The following is a 16,406-nucleotide window of genomic DNA, read 5'->3' as shown; positions in this document are numbered from 1 at the left end:
TGTGCGGTATTGTCGGTATCGCCGGTGTTATGCCGGTAAACCAGTCGATTTATGATGCGTTAACGGTGTTACAGCACCGTGGGCAGGATGCCGCAGGCATCATCACCATTGATGCAAGCAACTGTTTCCGTCTGCGCAAAGCAAATGGCCTGGTGAGTGATGTGTTTGAAGCCCGCCATATGCAGCGACTTCAGGGCAATATGGGGATTGGTCACGTACGTTATCCTACTGCTGGTAGCTCCAGCGCGTCTGAAGCGCAGCCTTTTTATGTTAACTCTCCTTACGGCATCACGCTGGCGCATAACGGCAACCTGACCAATGCCCACGAACTGCGTAAAAAGCTGTTTGAAGAGAAACGTCGCCACATTAACACCACGTCTGATTCTGAAATCCTGCTCAACGTTTTTGCCAGCGAGCTGGATAACTTCCGTCATTATCCGCTGGAAGCAGACAATATTTTCGCCGCCGTTGCCGCCACTAACCGTCAAATCCGCGGCGCTTATGCCTGCGTGGCGATGATCATCGGCCACGGTATGGTTGCGTTCCGCGACCCGAACGGTATCCGCCCGCTGGTGCTGGGCAAGCGTGACATCGGCGACGGCCGCACTGAGTTTATGGTGGCGTCTGAAAGCGTGGCGCTGGATACGCTTGGCTTTGAGTTCCTGCGTGATGTGGCCCCCGGTGAAGCGGTCTACATTACCGAAAAAGGGCAACTGTTTACCCGCCAGTGTGCCGATAACCCGGTCAGCAACCCGTGCCTGTTCGAATACGTCTATTTTGCGCGTCCGGACTCCTTTATCGATAAAATTTCCGTCTATAGCGCACGTGTCAATATGGGCACCAAGCTTGGCGAGAAGATTGCCCGCGAGTGGGAAGATCTGGACATCGACGTGGTGATCCCGATCCCCGAAACCTCTTGTGATATTGCGCTGGAAATCGCGCGCATCCTCGGTAAACCGTACCGCCAGGGGTTTGTGAAAAACCGCTACGTTGGCCGTACCTTTATCATGCCGGGCCAGCAATTACGCCGTAAATCGGTGCGCCGCAAGCTGAACGCTAACCGTGCTGAGTTCCGTGACAAGAATGTCCTGCTGGTGGATGACTCCATTGTGCGCGGTACCACCTCTGAGCAAATTATTGAAATGGCGCGCGAAGCCGGAGCGAAAAAAGTGTATCTCGCGTCTGCTGCGCCGGAAATTCGCTTCCCGAACGTGTACGGCATTGATATGCCGACTGCCAACGAGCTGATTGCTCATGGTCGTGAAGTGGATGAGATCCGCCAGATTATTGGTGCCGATGGCCTGATCTTCCAGGATCTCAATGACCTGATTGAAGCGGTACGCGCTGAAAATCCGGATATTCAGCAGTTCGAATGCTCCGTTTTTAACGGTGTCTACGTCACCAAAGATGTGAACCAGCAGTATCTCGACTATCTGGATTCGCTGCGTAATGACGATGCCAAAGCGGTGCTGCGTCAGAACGAAGTGGAAAGCTTAGAAATGCACAACGAAGGCTAATCCTTTCGCGCCCCTCGTTCTGAGGGGCGCAATCTGTTGCAACGCCCTCTATAATCAGGCAAAGTCTGCGAAAATTTCGGGCGGGTGGATAATCGAATGAAACAACTTATTGTGGGTATTTCAGGTGCCAGCGGCGCCATTTATGGCGTGCGTCTGTTGCAAATTTTGCGCGACGTGGCGGACGTTGAAACCCATCTGGTAATGAGTCAGGCCGCCCGTCAGACCCTTGCTCTGGAAACCGATTTTTCATTGCGTGATGTGCAGTCGCTGGCGAATGTCGTGCATGATGCGCGTGATATCGCCGCCAGCATCTCTTCCGGTTCGTTCAAAACTGCCGGCATGGTTATTCTTCCCTGTTCGATTAAAACTCTCTCCGGCATTGTGCACAGCTACACTGACGGTCTGCTGACGCGTGCGGCGGATGTGGTGCTGAAAGAGCGGCGTCCCTTGGTGTTGTGCGTGCGCGAAACGCCGTTGCATCTTGGGCACCTGCGTTTAATGACTCAGGCGGCGGAGCTGGGTGCAGTGATCATGCCGCCCGTGCCAGCGTTTTATCATCGCCCGAAGTCTCTTGATGAGGTGATTGATCAGACGGTCAATCGTGTGCTGGATCAGTTTGCTATCGATTTGCCGCAGGATCTTTTTACCCGCTGGCAAGGGGGCGATGCCACAAAATAGTGCGCCGCTGTCTGGCGTGCGCCTTTTTGGGGCAATTCTGCAAGCGCGATCATATCCTCAACATTTAATCCCCTCTTTACCCTGTTTAGCATTCCGGTTCGTTCGGCAGACCTGCTATCTTTCATCATTAAGACTAACTTGCAACGTTTTATTAACAAATTTAACGCGGTAATCCGTTCCCTGCGTGAAACTGGCATAAGACGTGCAAGCTAACAGTCAGCAAGACACACAACACAACGCAATACACAATAAAAACAGAACACTTGAGGGTAATGTATGAAGAAGACGGTTCTCGCTCTGTCTTTAATGCTGGGTCTGTCTGCGACCGCCAGCGTTTATGCAGCGCTTCCCCAGACGGTACGTATTGGTACTGATGCCACTTACGCGCCGTTCTCATCCAAGGATGCGAAAGGGGAGTTTGTAGGTTTCGATATTGATCTCGGCAATGAGATGTGCAAACGGATCCATGTCAAATGCACCTGGGTCGGCAGCGATTTTGATGCGCTGATCCCGTCGCTGAAAGCGAAGAAAATCGACGCCATTATCTCTTCTCTGTCGATCACGGAAAAACGTCAGCAGGAAATTGCCTTCTCTGACAAGCTCTACGCCGCAGATTCACGTCTGATTGCCGCCAAAGGGTCGCCGATCCAGCCGACGCTGGAGTCGCTGAAAGGCAAGCATGTCGGCGTGTTGCAGGGCTCCACGCAGGAAGGCTACGCCAATGACAACTGGCGCACCAAGGGCATTGATGTGGTGGCGTACCAGAACCAGGATTTGATCTATTCCGATCTGGCTGCTGGCCGTCTCGATGCCGCATTCCAGGATGAAGTCGCTGCCAGCGAAGGCTTCCTGAAGCAGCCTGCCGGCAAGGATTATGCCTTTGCTGGCCCGTCGGTCAAAGACAAGAAATACTTTGGCGACGGCACCGGTATTGGTCTGCGCAAAGATGATACCGAACTGAAAGCCGCGTTTGACAAAGCGTTTGCCGAACTGCGTAAAGACGGTACCTACGATAAGCTCGCGAAGAAGTACTTCGACTTCAACGTTTACGGCGAGTAAGACTGCATGGTCCGGGGCACCGGATCGGAGGGAAAATGCATCACGCCAATAAACGGGCGTGGTGCATAAATACGGTAAATGTTCCATGATGGCGCATTCGCTGCACTTTTGTGGTGCATTAATGCATAGTTACGCATTCTGAATGCAAAAAAAGCCAGTGTGCAGGCGGAATCTTTTGCCATGCCGGGGCAGATAATGGCACGATAACGCCACCGTATCGATCACAGAATTCCCTTATAAAAGACAGTCAGTTGAGGACAACGATGAAAAAACTGGTGTTATCCCTTTCTCTGGTGCTTGCTGTATCCAGCATTTCCACTGTGTTTGCCGCTATTCCGCAGAAATTACGCATTGGTACTGACCCGACTTATGCTCCCTTTGAATCGAAGAATGCGCAGGGGGAACTGGTGGGTTTTGATATCGATCTGGCGAAGGAATTGTGCAAACGCATTAATACGCAATGTACCTTTATTGAAAACCCGCTGGACGCGCTGATCCCGTCCCTGAAAGCGAAAAAAATCGACGTTATTATGTCGTCCCTCTCCATTACGGAAAAACGCCAGCAAGAAATTGCCTTCACCGATAAGCTCTACGCGGCAGATTCGCGCCTGGTGGTGGCAAAAGATTCTGACGTCCAGCCGGATCTGGATAAGCTGAAAGGCAAACGTATTGGCGTCCTGCAAGGCACGACTCAGGAAACCTACGGCAACGTTAACTGGGCGCCGAAAGGGGTTGAAATCGTATCCTATCAGGGTCAGGACAATATTTACTCCGACCTGACAGCAGGCCGTATTGATGCCGCGTTCCAGGATGAAGTCGCTGCCAGTGAAGGTTTCCTGAAAACGCCTCAAGGCAAAGCCTACAAATTTGGCGGCCCGTCGATTAAAGACGAAAAATTGTTTGGCGTTGGCACCGGCATGGGCCTGCGTAAAGAAGACAATGAGTTACGTGAAGCGTTGAACAAAGCGTTTGCCCAGATGCGTGCCGATGGTACGTACGACAAACTGGCGAAAAAGTATTTTGATTTTGATGTTTACGGTGGGTAATCCCACCCGTGCTTAACGTGCGGCCCCTCCCAATTCCGGAGGGGAAGAGACACGGCAAACACCACACACGACAGGGCAAGCTGCATGCTGTACGGTTTTTCTCAAGTGATATTACACGGTGCGTTAGTCACGCTGGAACTGGCGATCAGTTCGGTGGTGCTGGCGGTACTGATTGGTCTGGCGGGCGCGGGAGCGAAGCTGTCGAAAAACCGGCCGCTGGCATGGGTATTTGAAGGTTACACCACGCTTATCCGCGGTGTGCCGGATCTGGTATTAATGCTGCTGATTTTTTACGGACTGCAGATTGCCCTTAACGCCGTGACCGATGCGATGGGTATAGAACAACTGGATATCGATCCGATGGTCGCAGGGATCATTACCCTCGGCTTTATCTACGGTGCCTATTTCACCGAAACGTTTCGTGGCGCCTACATGGCGGTGCCGAAAGGGCATATTGAAGCTGCCACGGCTTTCGGTTTTACCGGGCGACAAACCTTCCGGCGGATCCTGTTTCCGGCCATGATGCGCTATGCGCTGCCGGGTATCGGCAACAACTGGCAGGTGATCCTCAAGGCCACCGCGCTGGTATCGTTGCTCGGGCTGGAAGATGTGGTCAAAGCCACCCAGCTCGCCGGGAAAAGCACCTGGGAGCCCTTCTATTTTGCCGTGGTCTGTGGCGTGATTTACCTGGTTTTTACAACGGTTTCCAATGGCGTGCTGCTTCTTCTCGAACGTCGCTACTCCGTGGGTGTGAAGAGGGCTGACCTGTGATCGAGATTATTCAGGAGTACTGGAAATCCTTGATATGGAGTGACGGCTATCGTCTGACCGGCGTGGCCATTACGTTGTGGCTGCTGATCTCCTCGGTGGTGATGGGCGGCGTGATGGCGGTATTCCTTGCTATCGGGCGCGTCTCCAGCAATAAATTTATCCGCTTCCCTATCTGGTTGTTTACCTACATCTTTCGCGGTACGCCGCTGTATGTGCAACTGCTGGTGTTCTATTCCGGTATGTACACGCTGGAAGTGGTGAAAGGGACTGAACTGCTAAATGCGTTTTTCCGTAGCGGCCTGAACTGTACGGTGCTGGCGTTAACGCTGAACACTTGTGCTTATACCACCGAGATTTTTGCCGGGGCGATTCGCTCGGTGCCGCACGGTGAAATTGAAGCGGCGCGGGCTTATGGCTTCTCGTCGTTCAAAATGTATCGCAGCATCATTCTGCCGTCGGCGCTGCGCATTGCGCTGCCTGCCTACAGCAACGAGGTGATTTTGATGCTGCACTCCACCGCACTGGCTTTTACCGCCACCGTGCCGGATCTGCTGAAAATCGCCCGTGATATTAACTCTGCCACTTACCAGCCGTTCACCGCGTTTGGGATTGCGGCAGTGCTGTATCTGATTATCTCTTATGTGCTGATTAGCCTGTTCCGCAAAGCGGAAAAACGCTGGCTGCAGCATATGAAACCGTCTTCGACACACTGAGAATACGATGTCTGAGAATAAATTAAACGTTATCGATCTCCACAAGCGCTACGGCGCGCATGAAGTTCTGAAAGGTGTGTCATTGCAGGCAAATGCCGGCGATGTGATCAGCATTATCGGCTCTTCCGGCTCCGGTAAGAGCACCTTTCTGCGCTGCATTAACTTCCTCGAAAAACCGAGTGAAGGCTCGATCGTGGTCAACGGGCAGAACATTACTCTGGTCCGCGACAAAGACGGTCAGTTGAAGGTGGCTGACAAAAATCAACTGCGCCTGCTGCGCACTCGCCTGACAATGGTTTTCCAGCATTTCAATCTGTGGAGTCATATGACCGTGCTGGAAAACGTGATGGAAGCACCGGTTCAGGTGCTGGGGTTAAGCAAGCAGGAAGCGCGCGAACGCGCGGTGAAATACCTGGCGAAGGTGGGTATTGACGAGATGCAGCAGCAGAAATACCCGGTGCATCTGTCCGGTGGGCAACAGCAACGTGTTTCCATAGCCCGTGCGCTGGCGATGGAGCCGGAAGTATTGTTGTTCGACGAACCGACCTCGGCGCTGGATCCCGAACTGGTCGGCGAGGTGCTGCGCATTATGCAGCAGCTGGCGGAAGAGGGGAAAACGATGGTCGTTGTGACCCACGAAATGGGGTTTGCGCGCCACGTTTCCACCCACGTTATTTTCCTGCATCAGGGCAAGATTGAAGAAGAAGGCGCGCCGGAAGCGGTGTTCACCAATCCGCAAAGCCCGCGCCTGCAACAGTTCCTCAAAGGTTCGTTAAAATAAGCACCAGGCCTGATGGCGCGACGGCTATCAGGCCTGCGTTTCTGCCAGCAACTTCACTGCCGTATCCTCGTCTGTAACCAGACCGTTTACCCATTTGCCCGCCAGTGCGGCGCTAATAGCGTGATATTTCTTCTCACCACCGGCAAAAGCGTACACCTTGCGCGGAGTATGGCTGCACAGCGGCACGCTGGTGAGCAGCGTGTCCAGTTCGCCGTGCAGACGCTCGCCCTGGTGGTTAAAGAAATGGCCCAGCATCTCGCCGGCAACCTGCTGTGCTTCCAGTGTCCGCACCTGTTCATCGGTAATAAAACCTTCGGCATTGAGCGGGCAACCCAGACCGACTTCGCCAATCCCCAGGAAGGTGATGTCCGCATTCAGTGCCCGTTCTGCGACTCGCTGATAAACCTGATGCTGGCACCACATGACTTTATCTTCCGGGCTGTCGGCGTAGAGCGGGGCCGGAATAAAATAATATTTGCCCTGCATTTTCTCAGCCATTTTCAGCGGCACATCGTAGCGCGTACCGGAATCATCCCGGGCGATGGCACCGATCATTGACACACACTGGTGCTGCGGGCGCTCGAACCACGGTAGCGCGTCGATAATCGCCCGCAGGGTCTTGCCAGAGCCAATACCAAAAACCTGTGCGTTATCCGCTGCAATAAATTGCGCCATTACGTCTGCGCCTTCAACGGCCAGCATCTGCTGAATGGCCTCGTTTTCCAGACCCGTTGAGGGCACCACCCGGCACAGCGTCAGGGCATACTTTTGTTGTAATTCGCTGGCCAGCTTCATACAACGCGTGACCGGATGGCTGATATTGACGGTTACCATACCCATTTCCCGCGCGCCGGAGATCAGCCGTTGCGCCACCTGGCGCGATAAACCCAGCGCAGTGGCAATATCCTGTTGCGTCAGCCCCGCCACGTAATACATCCAGGCGGCGCGGGCGGCGAGCTCCTGTTTTTTCTCTTCTTTGTTCATCAACGCATCCCCGAAAAAGCCTGCACACAGTGTACCGCTTAATGATGTCATTGCGGAAATGGGCAAAAGATTATCTGAAGGGCAAATGCCAATTTCGCGATAAGCTTCACAGAAAGATTCCACTTACGGCTACTAACATAGAATCAACAATCGGGCAGATGCCCGTAAAAATGTCAAATGCTCAAATGTGAGGTAAGGGTTATGTCCGGTAAAAAAGCAGTGTGGATGCACATAGGCGCAGGATCGTTTCATCGGGCTCATCAGGCGTGGTACTTACACACGCTGATGCAGCAGGGTGATGACAGCTGGAGTATTGCATTAGGCAACATTCGAGATGACGCTAACGCGCTGCTTGGCGCGCTGGCTGCGCAGCAAGGCGAATATGTGTTGGAAACGGTGTCGCCAGAGGGCGAACGCCAGTACGAAACCATCACCTCGATCCGCAAAGTGCTGGCCTGGGATAGCGAAATCAGTGCGCTGGTGGCTCAGGGGGCCGATGCCGAAACCCGTGTCATTGCCTTTACCGTGACGGAAAGCGGCTATTACTTAACCCCGGAACATGAGCTGGATCTGCAACAGGCAGATATTAAAACCGATCTGCAGGGCGGCATTCGCACTCTGTATGGTGCGCTGACCCGCATCCTGAAACAGCGTATCGCCAATAATGGCGGCCCTGTAACGTTGCTCAACTGCGACAACCTGCGCCATAACGGCGAACGCTTCCGTCATGGTTTTCTCTCTTTCCTGCAGGCCAAAGGTGAACAGGCGCTGCGGGACTGGGTAGAGCATAACACCACTTCACCCAACACGATGGTTGACCGTATCACGCCGCGCCCGACGCCGGATGTTGCCGAAAGGGTGCTGGCCGCGACGGGCATTAAAGATGCCGTGCCGGTTATGGGCGAATCGTTTATTCAGTGGGTCATTGAAGATGATTTTATTAACGGCCGCCCGGCGTTGGAAAAGGTTGGCGTCGAGCTGGTCGAGTCCGTATTGCCCTGGGAAGAAGCGAAAATCCGCATTCTGAACGCCACCCATAGCTGTATTGCCTGGGCCGGCACCTTAATTGGCCTGAATTATATTGATGAAAGTACCCGGCAGAGCGCCATCAGACAGATGGCCTGGGAGTATGTTTCCCGCGACGTGATCCCCTCGCTGACCCCAAGCCCGCTTGACCTGGCGCAGTACCGCGATGTGGTGCTGGCCCGCTTTGGCAACCCCTATATCAAAGACACCAATCAACGCGTCGCTGCCGATGGTTTATCAAAAATTCCCGGTATGGTAACGCCGACCTTGATCCAGTGTTATCAGCGTGGCGTGTCGCCGTCCGCCACGGCGGTGCTGCCGGGGCTGTTTTTCCTGTTTTTACGGCGCTGGGCTGACGGCTCGCTGCCGTATACCTATCAGGATGGTGTTATGCAGCCAGATGCAGTACGGGCCGTCTTTAAAGCGGAGGATCCGCTGGCGGTTTGGGCAGCAGACGAAGCGCTGTTTGCTGAGCTGGCGAATTCACCGGCATTCCTTGCGCTGCTCAAACGCACCGTTAACGAGCTGGAGCAGTGGGTGAAACAACCGCAGGCACAACTGGCGACAGCCTGAGGGAGGCGTTATGTACCTGGGCATTGATATTGGCACCTCGGAACTGAAAGCGCTGTTATTGGATGGCCACGGAGAGATTGTGGGTTCTGCGCATGCCGCACTCACCGTACAACGCCCACATCCGCACTGGGCGGAGCAGGATCCGCAAGCCTGGTGGCAGGCCTGCGGGCGGGTTGTCAGCGAGCTGCGTCAACACTACCCGCAACAATGGGCGGCGATCCGCGCAATGGGTCTCTCCGGCCAGATGCATGGCGCAGTATTACTCGATAGTGAGGGCAATGTGTTACGCCCCTGCATTCTGTGGAACGACACGCGTAGCGCCGCCGAGTGCGACTGGTTGCGCGACCACCACCCGGAAATGATGACGATAAGCGGCAATATGATCATGCCAGGTTTTACCGCGCCGAAGCTGGTGTGGGTTGCGCGTCACGAGCCGGAGATCTACAGCCAGGTGGCGAAAGTGTTGCTTCCGAAAGACTACCTGCGCTGGCGACTGACCGGCGCGTTCGTCAGCGATCCGTCCGATGCGGCGGGCACGCTGTGGCTGGATGTCGCGCAGCGCGACTGGTCAGACGAATTGTTGGCGATGACCGATCTGCAGCGAGATCAGATGCCTGAGTTGGTTGAGGGCAGCGAGATAAGCGGGGCGTTGCGCGCCTCGCTCGCGACCGAATGGGGATTAAGTTCGTCAGTTATTGTCGCTGGCGGTGGTGGGGATAACGCCACTTCTGCCGTGGGGGTCGGGGCCGTGCAACCCGGAGATGCGTTTATTTCGCTTGGCACCTCAGGCGTCATTTTTGTGGTTAACGATGCCTTGCAGGCCGATCCGCGTTCTGGCGTACATGCGTTTTGCCATGCCTTGCCTGGCCGCTGGCATCAGATGAGTGTGATGCTCAGTGCCGCCAGCTGCCTGCGCTGGATCTGTAATCTCCTGTCGGTGACAGAAAGTCAGTTAATGGATGAGGTCGCGCAGCTGAGTGACGACGCGCTGCGCCGTGCGCCGCTGTTCTTGCCTTATCTTTCCGGGGAACGTACGCCGCACAACGATCCGCAGGCCAGCGGCAGCTTTTTTAATCTGCGCCATGAAACCAGCCGCGCGTTGCTGGGGTATGCGGTGATTGAGGGCGTGACCTTTGGGCTGGCGGATGGCTTGCAAGTGCTGAGTAATACGCAGATTGCACAATGCAGCCTGACAGGTGGCGGTGCGCGCAGCCATGTCTGGGCGCAATTGATTGCCGATGTGCTGGCAATCCCGATTGTCACGCATCCTGCCAGTTCGTCAGGCGCATTAGGAGCGGCGAGGCTCGCCTGGCTGGCAGAGGGCGGGGCGGAAGCGGAAGTCTGCCTGAAGCCGCCTGTGGCAGCGCATTATACGCCGCAGCCTGAACGGGGTACCTGGCTGGCACAGCGGCTGGCGCTGTTCCGCTTGCTTTATCAACAACAACAGGCAGCGCGCACTTTGCTGCCGTAATCGCTCATCGCCCCGGTGGCTATATCCGCGTCGGGGCCTCTCTCTCAAGCCGGGAAGATGGTTATGCAATCGAAACAATATTGGTTTGGCTTACCGAAACATCTGCTGTGGGGATTTGTGGCCATCGCCATTTTTATGGCGGGCGATGGCTTCGAAATGGCGTTCCTGTCAAAACATATTACGGATATGGGGTTTTCGCCCGCGCAGTCGGCGATGGTCTTTACGCTGTATGGCCTGGCGGCAGCGCTGGCGGCGTGGGCGTCTGGCGTGGTAGCCGAGTTGATCACGCCACAGAAGGCGATGACCATCGGCTTTGTGCTGTGGATAATCATGCATGCACTGTTTATGTCGCTGGGGCTGGGGTTGCGTAACTATCCGTTAATGTTGCTGTTTTACGGTATTCGCGGGCTGGCCTATCCGCTGTTTATCTACTCATTTATGTTAATGCTGGTGCAGGTACTGCCGCGTCAGCATCTGGCAGCGGCGACTGGCTGGTTCTGGGCGATGTACTCAATCGGCATTGGCGTGGTCGGTAGTTATTTGCCGAGCCTCACCATTCCCACCTTTGGTGAAACTGGGACGCTGTGGTTTGCCATCGCCTGGGTGGCAAGCGGCGGGCTGCTGGCCTTCTTTAGTTTGCGGCACGTCCCGGTGGATCGCTCGAGAGTGAATCTGCCCCTGCGCGACAAGTTCAGGGAGCTGTCCCGCGCGGGCACCATCCTGTTTACCAACCGCGATATTTTCTACGCCTGCCTGATCCGCATTATTAATACGTTGTCGCTCTTTGGTTTTGCCATTGTCATGCCGCTGCTGTTCGTTGACAGGCTGGGCTTTACTATCTCCGAGTGGTTGCAAATCTGGGCGGTATTCTTCTTTGTCACCATCTTTACCAATATCTTCTGGGGGATCACTGGGGAGTATATTGGCTGGATCCGCCAGGTTCGCTGGTTCGGTTGCCTGGGAATGGCAATCTCCAGTCTGACGTTCTATTACCTGCCCGTGTATGCCGGGCATAACTTCCTGGTGGCGCTGATCCCGGCAGTGATGTTGGGCATTTTTGTCGCAGCCTTTGTGCCAATGACCGCCGTGTTCCCGACGCTTGAACCACACCATAAAGGCGCAGCGGTATCGATTTATAACCTCTCCGCCGGGATGAGTAACTTTGTGGCACCGGCGATTGCTTCAGCGTTGCTGCCGTTCTTCGACATTGTAGGCGTGGTGTGGGCCTATACCGGGCTGTATATCTTTGCCGGGATCCTGACCTTTATCATCAAAGTGCCGCAGCCGAAACGCGTGCCGCAGCAGCAAAAAGCGCACAAAGAAGAGGCGCAACAACGCGCCTGATGGCATTACCTGGCCCGTGACGGCGGCGTTACGGGCCACCACCCTTGCGGCACGCCGGCGGCAGAAATAAAGCGGTAGTGGGTAAAGACCGCGCCCCTGGCGGTGACGCGTTTCTCCAGTTGAACGGTACGTGAGCCTGGGGGGACAATCGCATCCCGTGTACAGAGTTCAATCGGGCGCTGTAGCCACCGATCGTAAAAACGCAGACCGGTTTCGCAGTGCTTGTTTTTGGTGATCGGCGGGCCAGGGTGACCAATTGAAAATGTCACTTCGCTCTGCACCAGCGTTTTCGCCGTCATCCGTACCCAGGCTTCCGGAGCATACAGCAGCGTAACAGCAACAAACAGCAACGTGACGAAGAAGGTCAGCAACAGCGGTTTAGGGCGATAGCCACGCACCTTTGTGCGCCAGGCCACCGCCAGCGCAACCAGCACGGCGAGGGATACCATCACCCAGGTATCCGGTGCATCGGACCGCAAATACACTTTATGGCTGAGACTGAAGGTGGCGAGCAGCCACGCAAACCACACCAGCACGACAAGTGCGAAGAGGGCTAATTTTCCTTTGGTTGGCGTAAACAATGACCTGTCCCTGTAATATTGTTCCGGTAAATGATGTGCCCTGGCGGTTAGCGTGTAAGCGTCTCTTTTTCGCGGCGGAAAACCCAGTCGTCGTAATACTTGCCCTTCAGCTGAAAGGCTTTTTCCAGCACCTGAACCCGCAGAAAACCGCTCTTTTCCAGGACCCGTACCGATCCCCGATTGTCCGCAAGCACCCAGGCGTTGAGTGCCCGTACTTCACGCTTTGCAAAGGCATATTCGCACAGCGCTTGTAAGGCTTCAGAGGCCACTCCGCATCCCTGGGCTTCCGGTGAGATAGAATAACCGACATCCGCTTCGTGCGGGTGATGCACGCTGGGGCGCATACCAATATCGCCGACGGCCTCACCCTGCGTATTGCGGATCACAAAGGCGTTTTTATCTTTCAGGCGGTCGTCAAATAAGGTGCGGATTTGTCCTTCGGAGGCGACCTCAGCCATATAGCGCATGATCTCGCCATCCTGACGTAAACGCAGAAAAAAAGGCCAGTCGTGTTCCTGAAAGTGGCTAAGGGTAAAGCGGGGAGTCTGCAACGTCATTCGATCGCTCTTCCTGTGACAAAGCGCTTAAGCTTAGCACCGGACCACGGCGCGCGATGCCACAAAAAATGGTGGGGCAGTTTTGCTGCCAGTCAGAGATATTCCCAGCCGTACGGTATCCCGGCGGCGGAGACAAAACGGTAGCGCACAAACACGGCTCCTCGTGCGGCAATGCGTTTTTCGATTTGTACGGTGCTGGCATCCGAGGGAACCTTGTGCGTATGTGTGCAGATCTCCACCAGCCGGTGCAACCAGGCATCATCAACACGCAGGCCTGCTTCGCAGTGATGATTGCGGCCTGAAGACGGCCCCGGGTATGTGAGGCGAAAAATGATCTCGCTGCGTACCGTCTCTTTTGCCGTGAGTTGCACCCAGGCTTCCGGGATGGCCCACAGCGTGGTGCCGACGAAAGCGAGCACGCAAAGAAAGATCTTCCACGGTGCCAGGACGTGAAAGGGGCTGGCGTTACCGCTGCGCCATCTTCGCCAGGCACAGAACAGAGCGATAAGCACTGTCACGGTGGCAATCACTGCGGCATCTGGCGCATCCTCGCCCATAAACGCTCTGACCCGCAGCCGTGAGCTATAAAATACCCACCCACCCCACAGGGCCAGCAATAAGCACAGTGCAACCCGCCGCGCTTTTTTTGACATGTTCAGCATCGTTCCTTTGCAGACAAATAAAAGAGGCACCCATGAGGAGAGTCCTTGCGGCGCCGGGGCGAAAGTTTAGCACCGCAAGGAAAAGGGGGTAGGGTAATGTCGCAACGTTATTTGAGCGATGCGTAACGAAGAGGGTGATAGTCCCGGCGCGCACGGCGCGCGCCAGGAGATTAGTTCACCACGTCCGTCAGGGCCTCTTCCAGATCGTACCAGCGGAAAGCAAAGCCCGCGGCTTCGAGGCGTTTGGGCAGGGCGCGCTGCCCGCCGAGTACCAGCACCGAGGATTCTCCCATCATCAGGCGTACCGCCATTGCCGGGGCGCGCATAATCGCCGGGCGATGCAGCACATGGCCCAATGTGTGGGCAAACTGCTCGTTACGTACCGGGTAAGGGGAAACCATATTAAACGGCCCACGTAAGTCGTTATCCAGCAGCCAGAGGATACCGTTCAGCATATCGTCAATATGGATCCACGCGAGATATTGACGGCCATCGCCGATAGGTCCGCCAAGTCCAAGGCGGAAGAGTGGTAACAGTTTACCGAGAATGCCGCCTTTCGGCGCCAGTACCACGCCGGTGCGCAGCAAACATACGCGGGTGCGATCGCTTTGCGCACCGCAGGCAATCTGCTCCCAACGCGCGCACAATTTATGCGTAAACTCGTTGTGCGGGGGCTCATCTTCGGTCACAACCACTTCACCAAGATCGCCGTAATAGCCAGAGGCAGATCCGGAAATCAGTACCTGCGGCGGCGTTTCACTGGCGTGGATTAAGTCCACCAACTGCTGTGTTATCGCCCAGCGGCTATTGCACAGACGCTGTTTTTGCTCCTCGCTCCAGCGTTTATCAGCGATAGGCTCACCCGCCAGATTGATCACCGCGTCAATGTCATTGAGATGGTTACGATCGTCCAGGCCTTTCCACAATGTTACGCGCGCATCCAGCAACTGCTGCGCTTTTGCGGGATTGCGGGTCACCACCGTGATGCTGTGTTTTAACTCCAGTAGGCGGGGAATAAGATGACGACCAATCAGGCCTGTACCGCCGGTAATCAGTATCTTCATGCTTCCCTCCTGAAATTATTCTGATTTCCTCTCAGCATAAGTGACATGGCGAAAAGCGCATGCGACGCTGAGCACATCTTGAGTGAATTTTTGCAGCGATCAGAACAGGTTACTCTGCCTGACCGGTTCAGATTTGTTGGGCTTGTAGCAGTGCCTGCTCTGTAGCCGGGCGCGTGCGGATCCGCTCAAACCAGTTGTACACCGCCGGGTAGCTCTCCAGTTCGATGCGCTGGCGTTGCCAGGATCTGACCCACGGCCAGGCGGCGATATCTGCAATGCTGTACTCTTCACCTCCCAGCCACGGCACCTGCTCCAGCCGTTTATTCAGCACATGATACAAACGCTGGGTTTCAACCTGATAGCGCTCAATCGCGTAGGGTACCGGCTGTGGGGCAGTCTGGTTAAAGTGATGGTTCTGGCCGAGCATCGGCCCAAGCCCGCCAACTTGCCAGAACAGCCATTGCAGCGTGAGTGCGCGCCCGCGCAGGTCACTGCTGAGTAATGTCCCGGTTTTCTCCGCCAGATAGAGCAAAATCGCGCCCGATTCAAAGACGCTTAGCGGCGCACCGCCATCAGCGGGCTCATGATCGACGATGACCGGGATTTTATTATTCGGCGAGATAGCCAAAAAGTCGGGGCTAAATTGTGCGCCTTTGCTGATATCCACGCGGATCAGGCGATACTCAAGACCGGCTTCTTCGAGAAAGAGCAGGATCTTATGACCATTTGGCGTGGGAGCAAAATAGAGGTCTATCATCAAAACTCCTGGGAAAGGAAATGAGCGTCACCCTTTGAGTATAGGTGTTAGCGCAAATGCGCAAATTTTCATTCAGTGACAGTACACACACGACGTTATATTTTGGTCAAAAAAACCACTGCGAAACGAGGATGTTATGAGCGAACCGGCAATTACCTTATGGTCTGATGCAGATTCTTTCTCCCCGTATGTGATGTCGGCCTGGGTCGCATTACACGAAAAAGGGTTGCCCTTTACCCTTAAAACCATCGACATCAACAATGGCTCGCAGCATGCCCAGGACTGGCCGGGTTATCCACTGACACAGCGCGTCCCCTTGCTGGAAATTGATGATTTCAGGCTCAGTGAATCGTCGGCCATTGCCGAATACCTTGAGGAGCGCTTTGCACCGCCGGAGTGGGGACGCATTTATCCCCATGACAGGCAAAACCGTGCCCGTGCCCGCCAAATTCAGGCCTGGCTGCGTAGCGATTTAATGCCGATCCGCATAGAACGCCCTACCGAAATTATCTTTGCCGGGGCGAAAGAGGGGCCGTTAAGTGAAAAGGGGCAGCAAAGCGTAAATAAACTGTTTGCCATTGCGGGTGAACTGCTGGCGCATGGCAAACCGAACTTGTTTGGCGAGTGGTGCATTGCCGACGCGGATCTGGCGGCCATGCTTAACCGCGTGGTGATGAACGGCGATGAGGTACCGCCGCGGCTTGCGGAATACGCGACGTTTCAGTGGCAGCGTTCATCGATCCAGCGCTATGTTGCACTTTCCGCTAAGCGTGCGGGCTGATATACGCCGCCGCTTCCGTTATCATAGGGCGTTTTTTTCAC

Annotated in this window: 17 protein-coding genes; 11 read left to right on the top strand and 6 right to left on the bottom strand. The window is 55.1% G+C overall.

Annotated elements, in window-relative coordinates; genetic code table 11:
* The 7 genes from purF to hisP form a co-directional block, all read left to right on the top strand.
* Window positions 1-1,517: amidophosphoribosyltransferase (gene purF, locus RTX30_RS06795; RefSeq protein WP_312688189.1), on the top strand; the 1,517-nt coding region annotated here is incomplete at its 5' end.
* Window positions 1,518-1,613: 96 nt separating this feature from the next.
* A complete protein-coding gene (locus tag RTX30_RS06790) occupies window positions 1,614-2,195 on the top strand; it encodes a UbiX family flavin prenyltransferase (protein ID WP_312688186.1) in 582 nt (193 codons plus the stop codon).
* 276 nt (window positions 2,196-2,471) lie between these two features.
* On the top strand, window positions 2,472-3,254 hold the full coding sequence (gene argT / locus RTX30_RS06785; protein ID WP_312688183.1) for a lysine/arginine/ornithine ABC transporter substrate-binding protein ArgT: 783 nt from the start codon (window positions 2,472-2,474) through the stop codon (window positions 3,252-3,254).
* A 263-nt stretch (window positions 3,255-3,517) separates the two neighbouring features.
* Window positions 3,518-4,300 carry a histidine ABC transporter substrate-binding protein HisJ gene (gene hisJ, locus RTX30_RS06780; protein WP_312688180.1) on the top strand — a complete coding sequence of 261 codons (783 nt, stop codon included), beginning with the start codon at window positions 3,518-3,520 and terminating at the stop codon, window positions 4,298-4,300.
* Window positions 4,301-4,384: 84 nt separating this feature from the next.
* On the top strand, window positions 4,385-5,071 hold the full coding sequence (locus RTX30_RS06775; RefSeq protein WP_312688177.1) for a histidine ABC transporter permease HisQ: 687 nt from the start codon (window positions 4,385-4,387) through the stop codon (window positions 5,069-5,071).
* Window positions 5,068-5,784: an ABC transporter permease gene (locus tag RTX30_RS06770; RefSeq protein WP_312688174.1), complete on the top strand. Its 717-nt coding sequence runs from the start codon at window positions 5,068-5,070 to the stop codon at window positions 5,782-5,784. Before RTX30_RS06775 ends, RTX30_RS06770 begins: the two co-directional genes overlap by 4 nt.
* Window positions 5,785-5,791: 7 nt before the next feature.
* Window positions 5,792-6,565: a histidine ABC transporter ATP-binding protein HisP gene (gene hisP, locus RTX30_RS06765; RefSeq protein ID WP_312688171.1), complete on the top strand. Its 774-nt coding sequence runs from the start codon at window positions 5,792-5,794 to the stop codon at window positions 6,563-6,565.
* 27 nt (window positions 6,566-6,592) lie between these two features.
* Here hisP and RTX30_RS06760 read toward each other — a convergent pair whose 3' ends face one another.
* Window positions 6,593-7,549 (bottom strand): sugar-binding transcriptional regulator, encoded by a 957-nt coding sequence (locus RTX30_RS06760; protein ID WP_312688168.1) that lies wholly within the window; start codon window positions 7,547-7,549, stop codon window positions 6,593-6,595.
* Window positions 7,550-7,750: 201 nt separating this feature from the next.
* Between RTX30_RS06760 and dalD the strand changes: the two genes are divergently transcribed.
* The 3 genes from dalD to RTX30_RS06745 all read left to right on the top strand — a co-directional run bounded on the left by dalD (window position 7,751) and on the right by RTX30_RS06745 (window position 11,963).
* Window positions 7,751-9,148 (top strand): D-arabinitol 4-dehydrogenase, encoded by a 1,398-nt coding sequence (gene dalD / locus RTX30_RS06755; protein ID WP_312688165.1) that lies wholly within the window; start codon window positions 7,751-7,753, stop codon window positions 9,146-9,148.
* A 10-nt stretch (window positions 9,149-9,158) separates the two neighbouring features.
* Window positions 9,159-10,619 carry a xylulokinase gene (gene xylB / locus RTX30_RS06750; protein ID WP_312688162.1) on the top strand — a complete coding sequence of 487 codons (1,461 nt, stop codon included), beginning with the start codon at window positions 9,159-9,161 and terminating at the stop codon, window positions 10,617-10,619.
* Between the two features lie 63 nt (window positions 10,620-10,682).
* The gene (locus tag RTX30_RS06745; RefSeq protein WP_312688160.1) at window positions 10,683-11,963 is read left to right on the top strand and encodes an MFS transporter; all 1,281 of its coding nucleotides are present in this window, start codon (window positions 10,683-10,685) and stop codon (window positions 11,961-11,963) included.
* Between the two features lie 5 nt (window positions 11,964-11,968).
* Here RTX30_RS06745 and RTX30_RS06740 read toward each other — a convergent pair whose 3' ends face one another.
* The 5 genes from RTX30_RS06740 to yfcG all read right to left on the bottom strand — a co-directional run bounded on the left by RTX30_RS06740 (window position 11,969) and on the right by yfcG (window position 15,584).
* The gene (locus RTX30_RS06740) at window positions 11,969-12,544 is read right to left on the bottom strand and encodes a hypothetical protein (RefSeq protein WP_312688158.1); all 576 of its coding nucleotides are present in this window, start codon (window positions 12,542-12,544) and stop codon (window positions 11,969-11,971) included.
* Between the two features lie 47 nt (window positions 12,545-12,591).
* Entirely contained in the window at window positions 12,592-13,101 is a 510-nt protein-coding gene (locus RTX30_RS06735; RefSeq protein ID WP_312688155.1) for a GNAT family N-acetyltransferase, read from the bottom strand.
* A 92-nt stretch (window positions 13,102-13,193) separates the two neighbouring features.
* Window positions 13,194-13,754: a hypothetical protein gene (locus RTX30_RS06730; RefSeq protein WP_312688153.1), complete on the bottom strand. Its 561-nt coding sequence runs from the start codon at window positions 13,752-13,754 to the stop codon at window positions 13,194-13,196.
* A gap of 179 nt (window positions 13,755-13,933) precedes the next feature.
* Window positions 13,934-14,827 (bottom strand): TIGR01777 family oxidoreductase, encoded by an 894-nt coding sequence (locus RTX30_RS06725; RefSeq protein WP_312688150.1) that lies wholly within the window; start codon window positions 14,825-14,827, stop codon window positions 13,934-13,936.
* Window positions 14,828-14,954: 127 nt separating this feature from the next.
* On the bottom strand, window positions 14,955-15,584 hold the full coding sequence (yfcG, locus tag RTX30_RS06720) for a GSH-dependent disulfide bond oxidoreductase (RefSeq protein WP_312688147.1): 630 nt from the start codon (window positions 15,582-15,584) through the stop codon (window positions 14,955-14,957).
* A 136-nt stretch (window positions 15,585-15,720) separates the two neighbouring features.
* Between yfcG and yfcF the strand changes: the two genes are divergently transcribed.
* On the top strand, window positions 15,721-16,365 hold the full coding sequence (gene yfcF, locus RTX30_RS06715; protein WP_312688146.1) for a glutathione transferase: 645 nt from the start codon (window positions 15,721-15,723) through the stop codon (window positions 16,363-16,365).
* Window positions 16,366-16,406: the final 41 nt, after the last annotated feature.

Source organism: Kosakonia sp. (assembly GCF_032052965.1).
Lineage (GTDB): Bacteria > Pseudomonadota > Gammaproteobacteria > Enterobacterales > Enterobacteriaceae > Kosakonia.
Note: the sequence above shows the minus strand (reverse complement) of the source record. Positions and strands in the feature narration are given on the sequence as shown.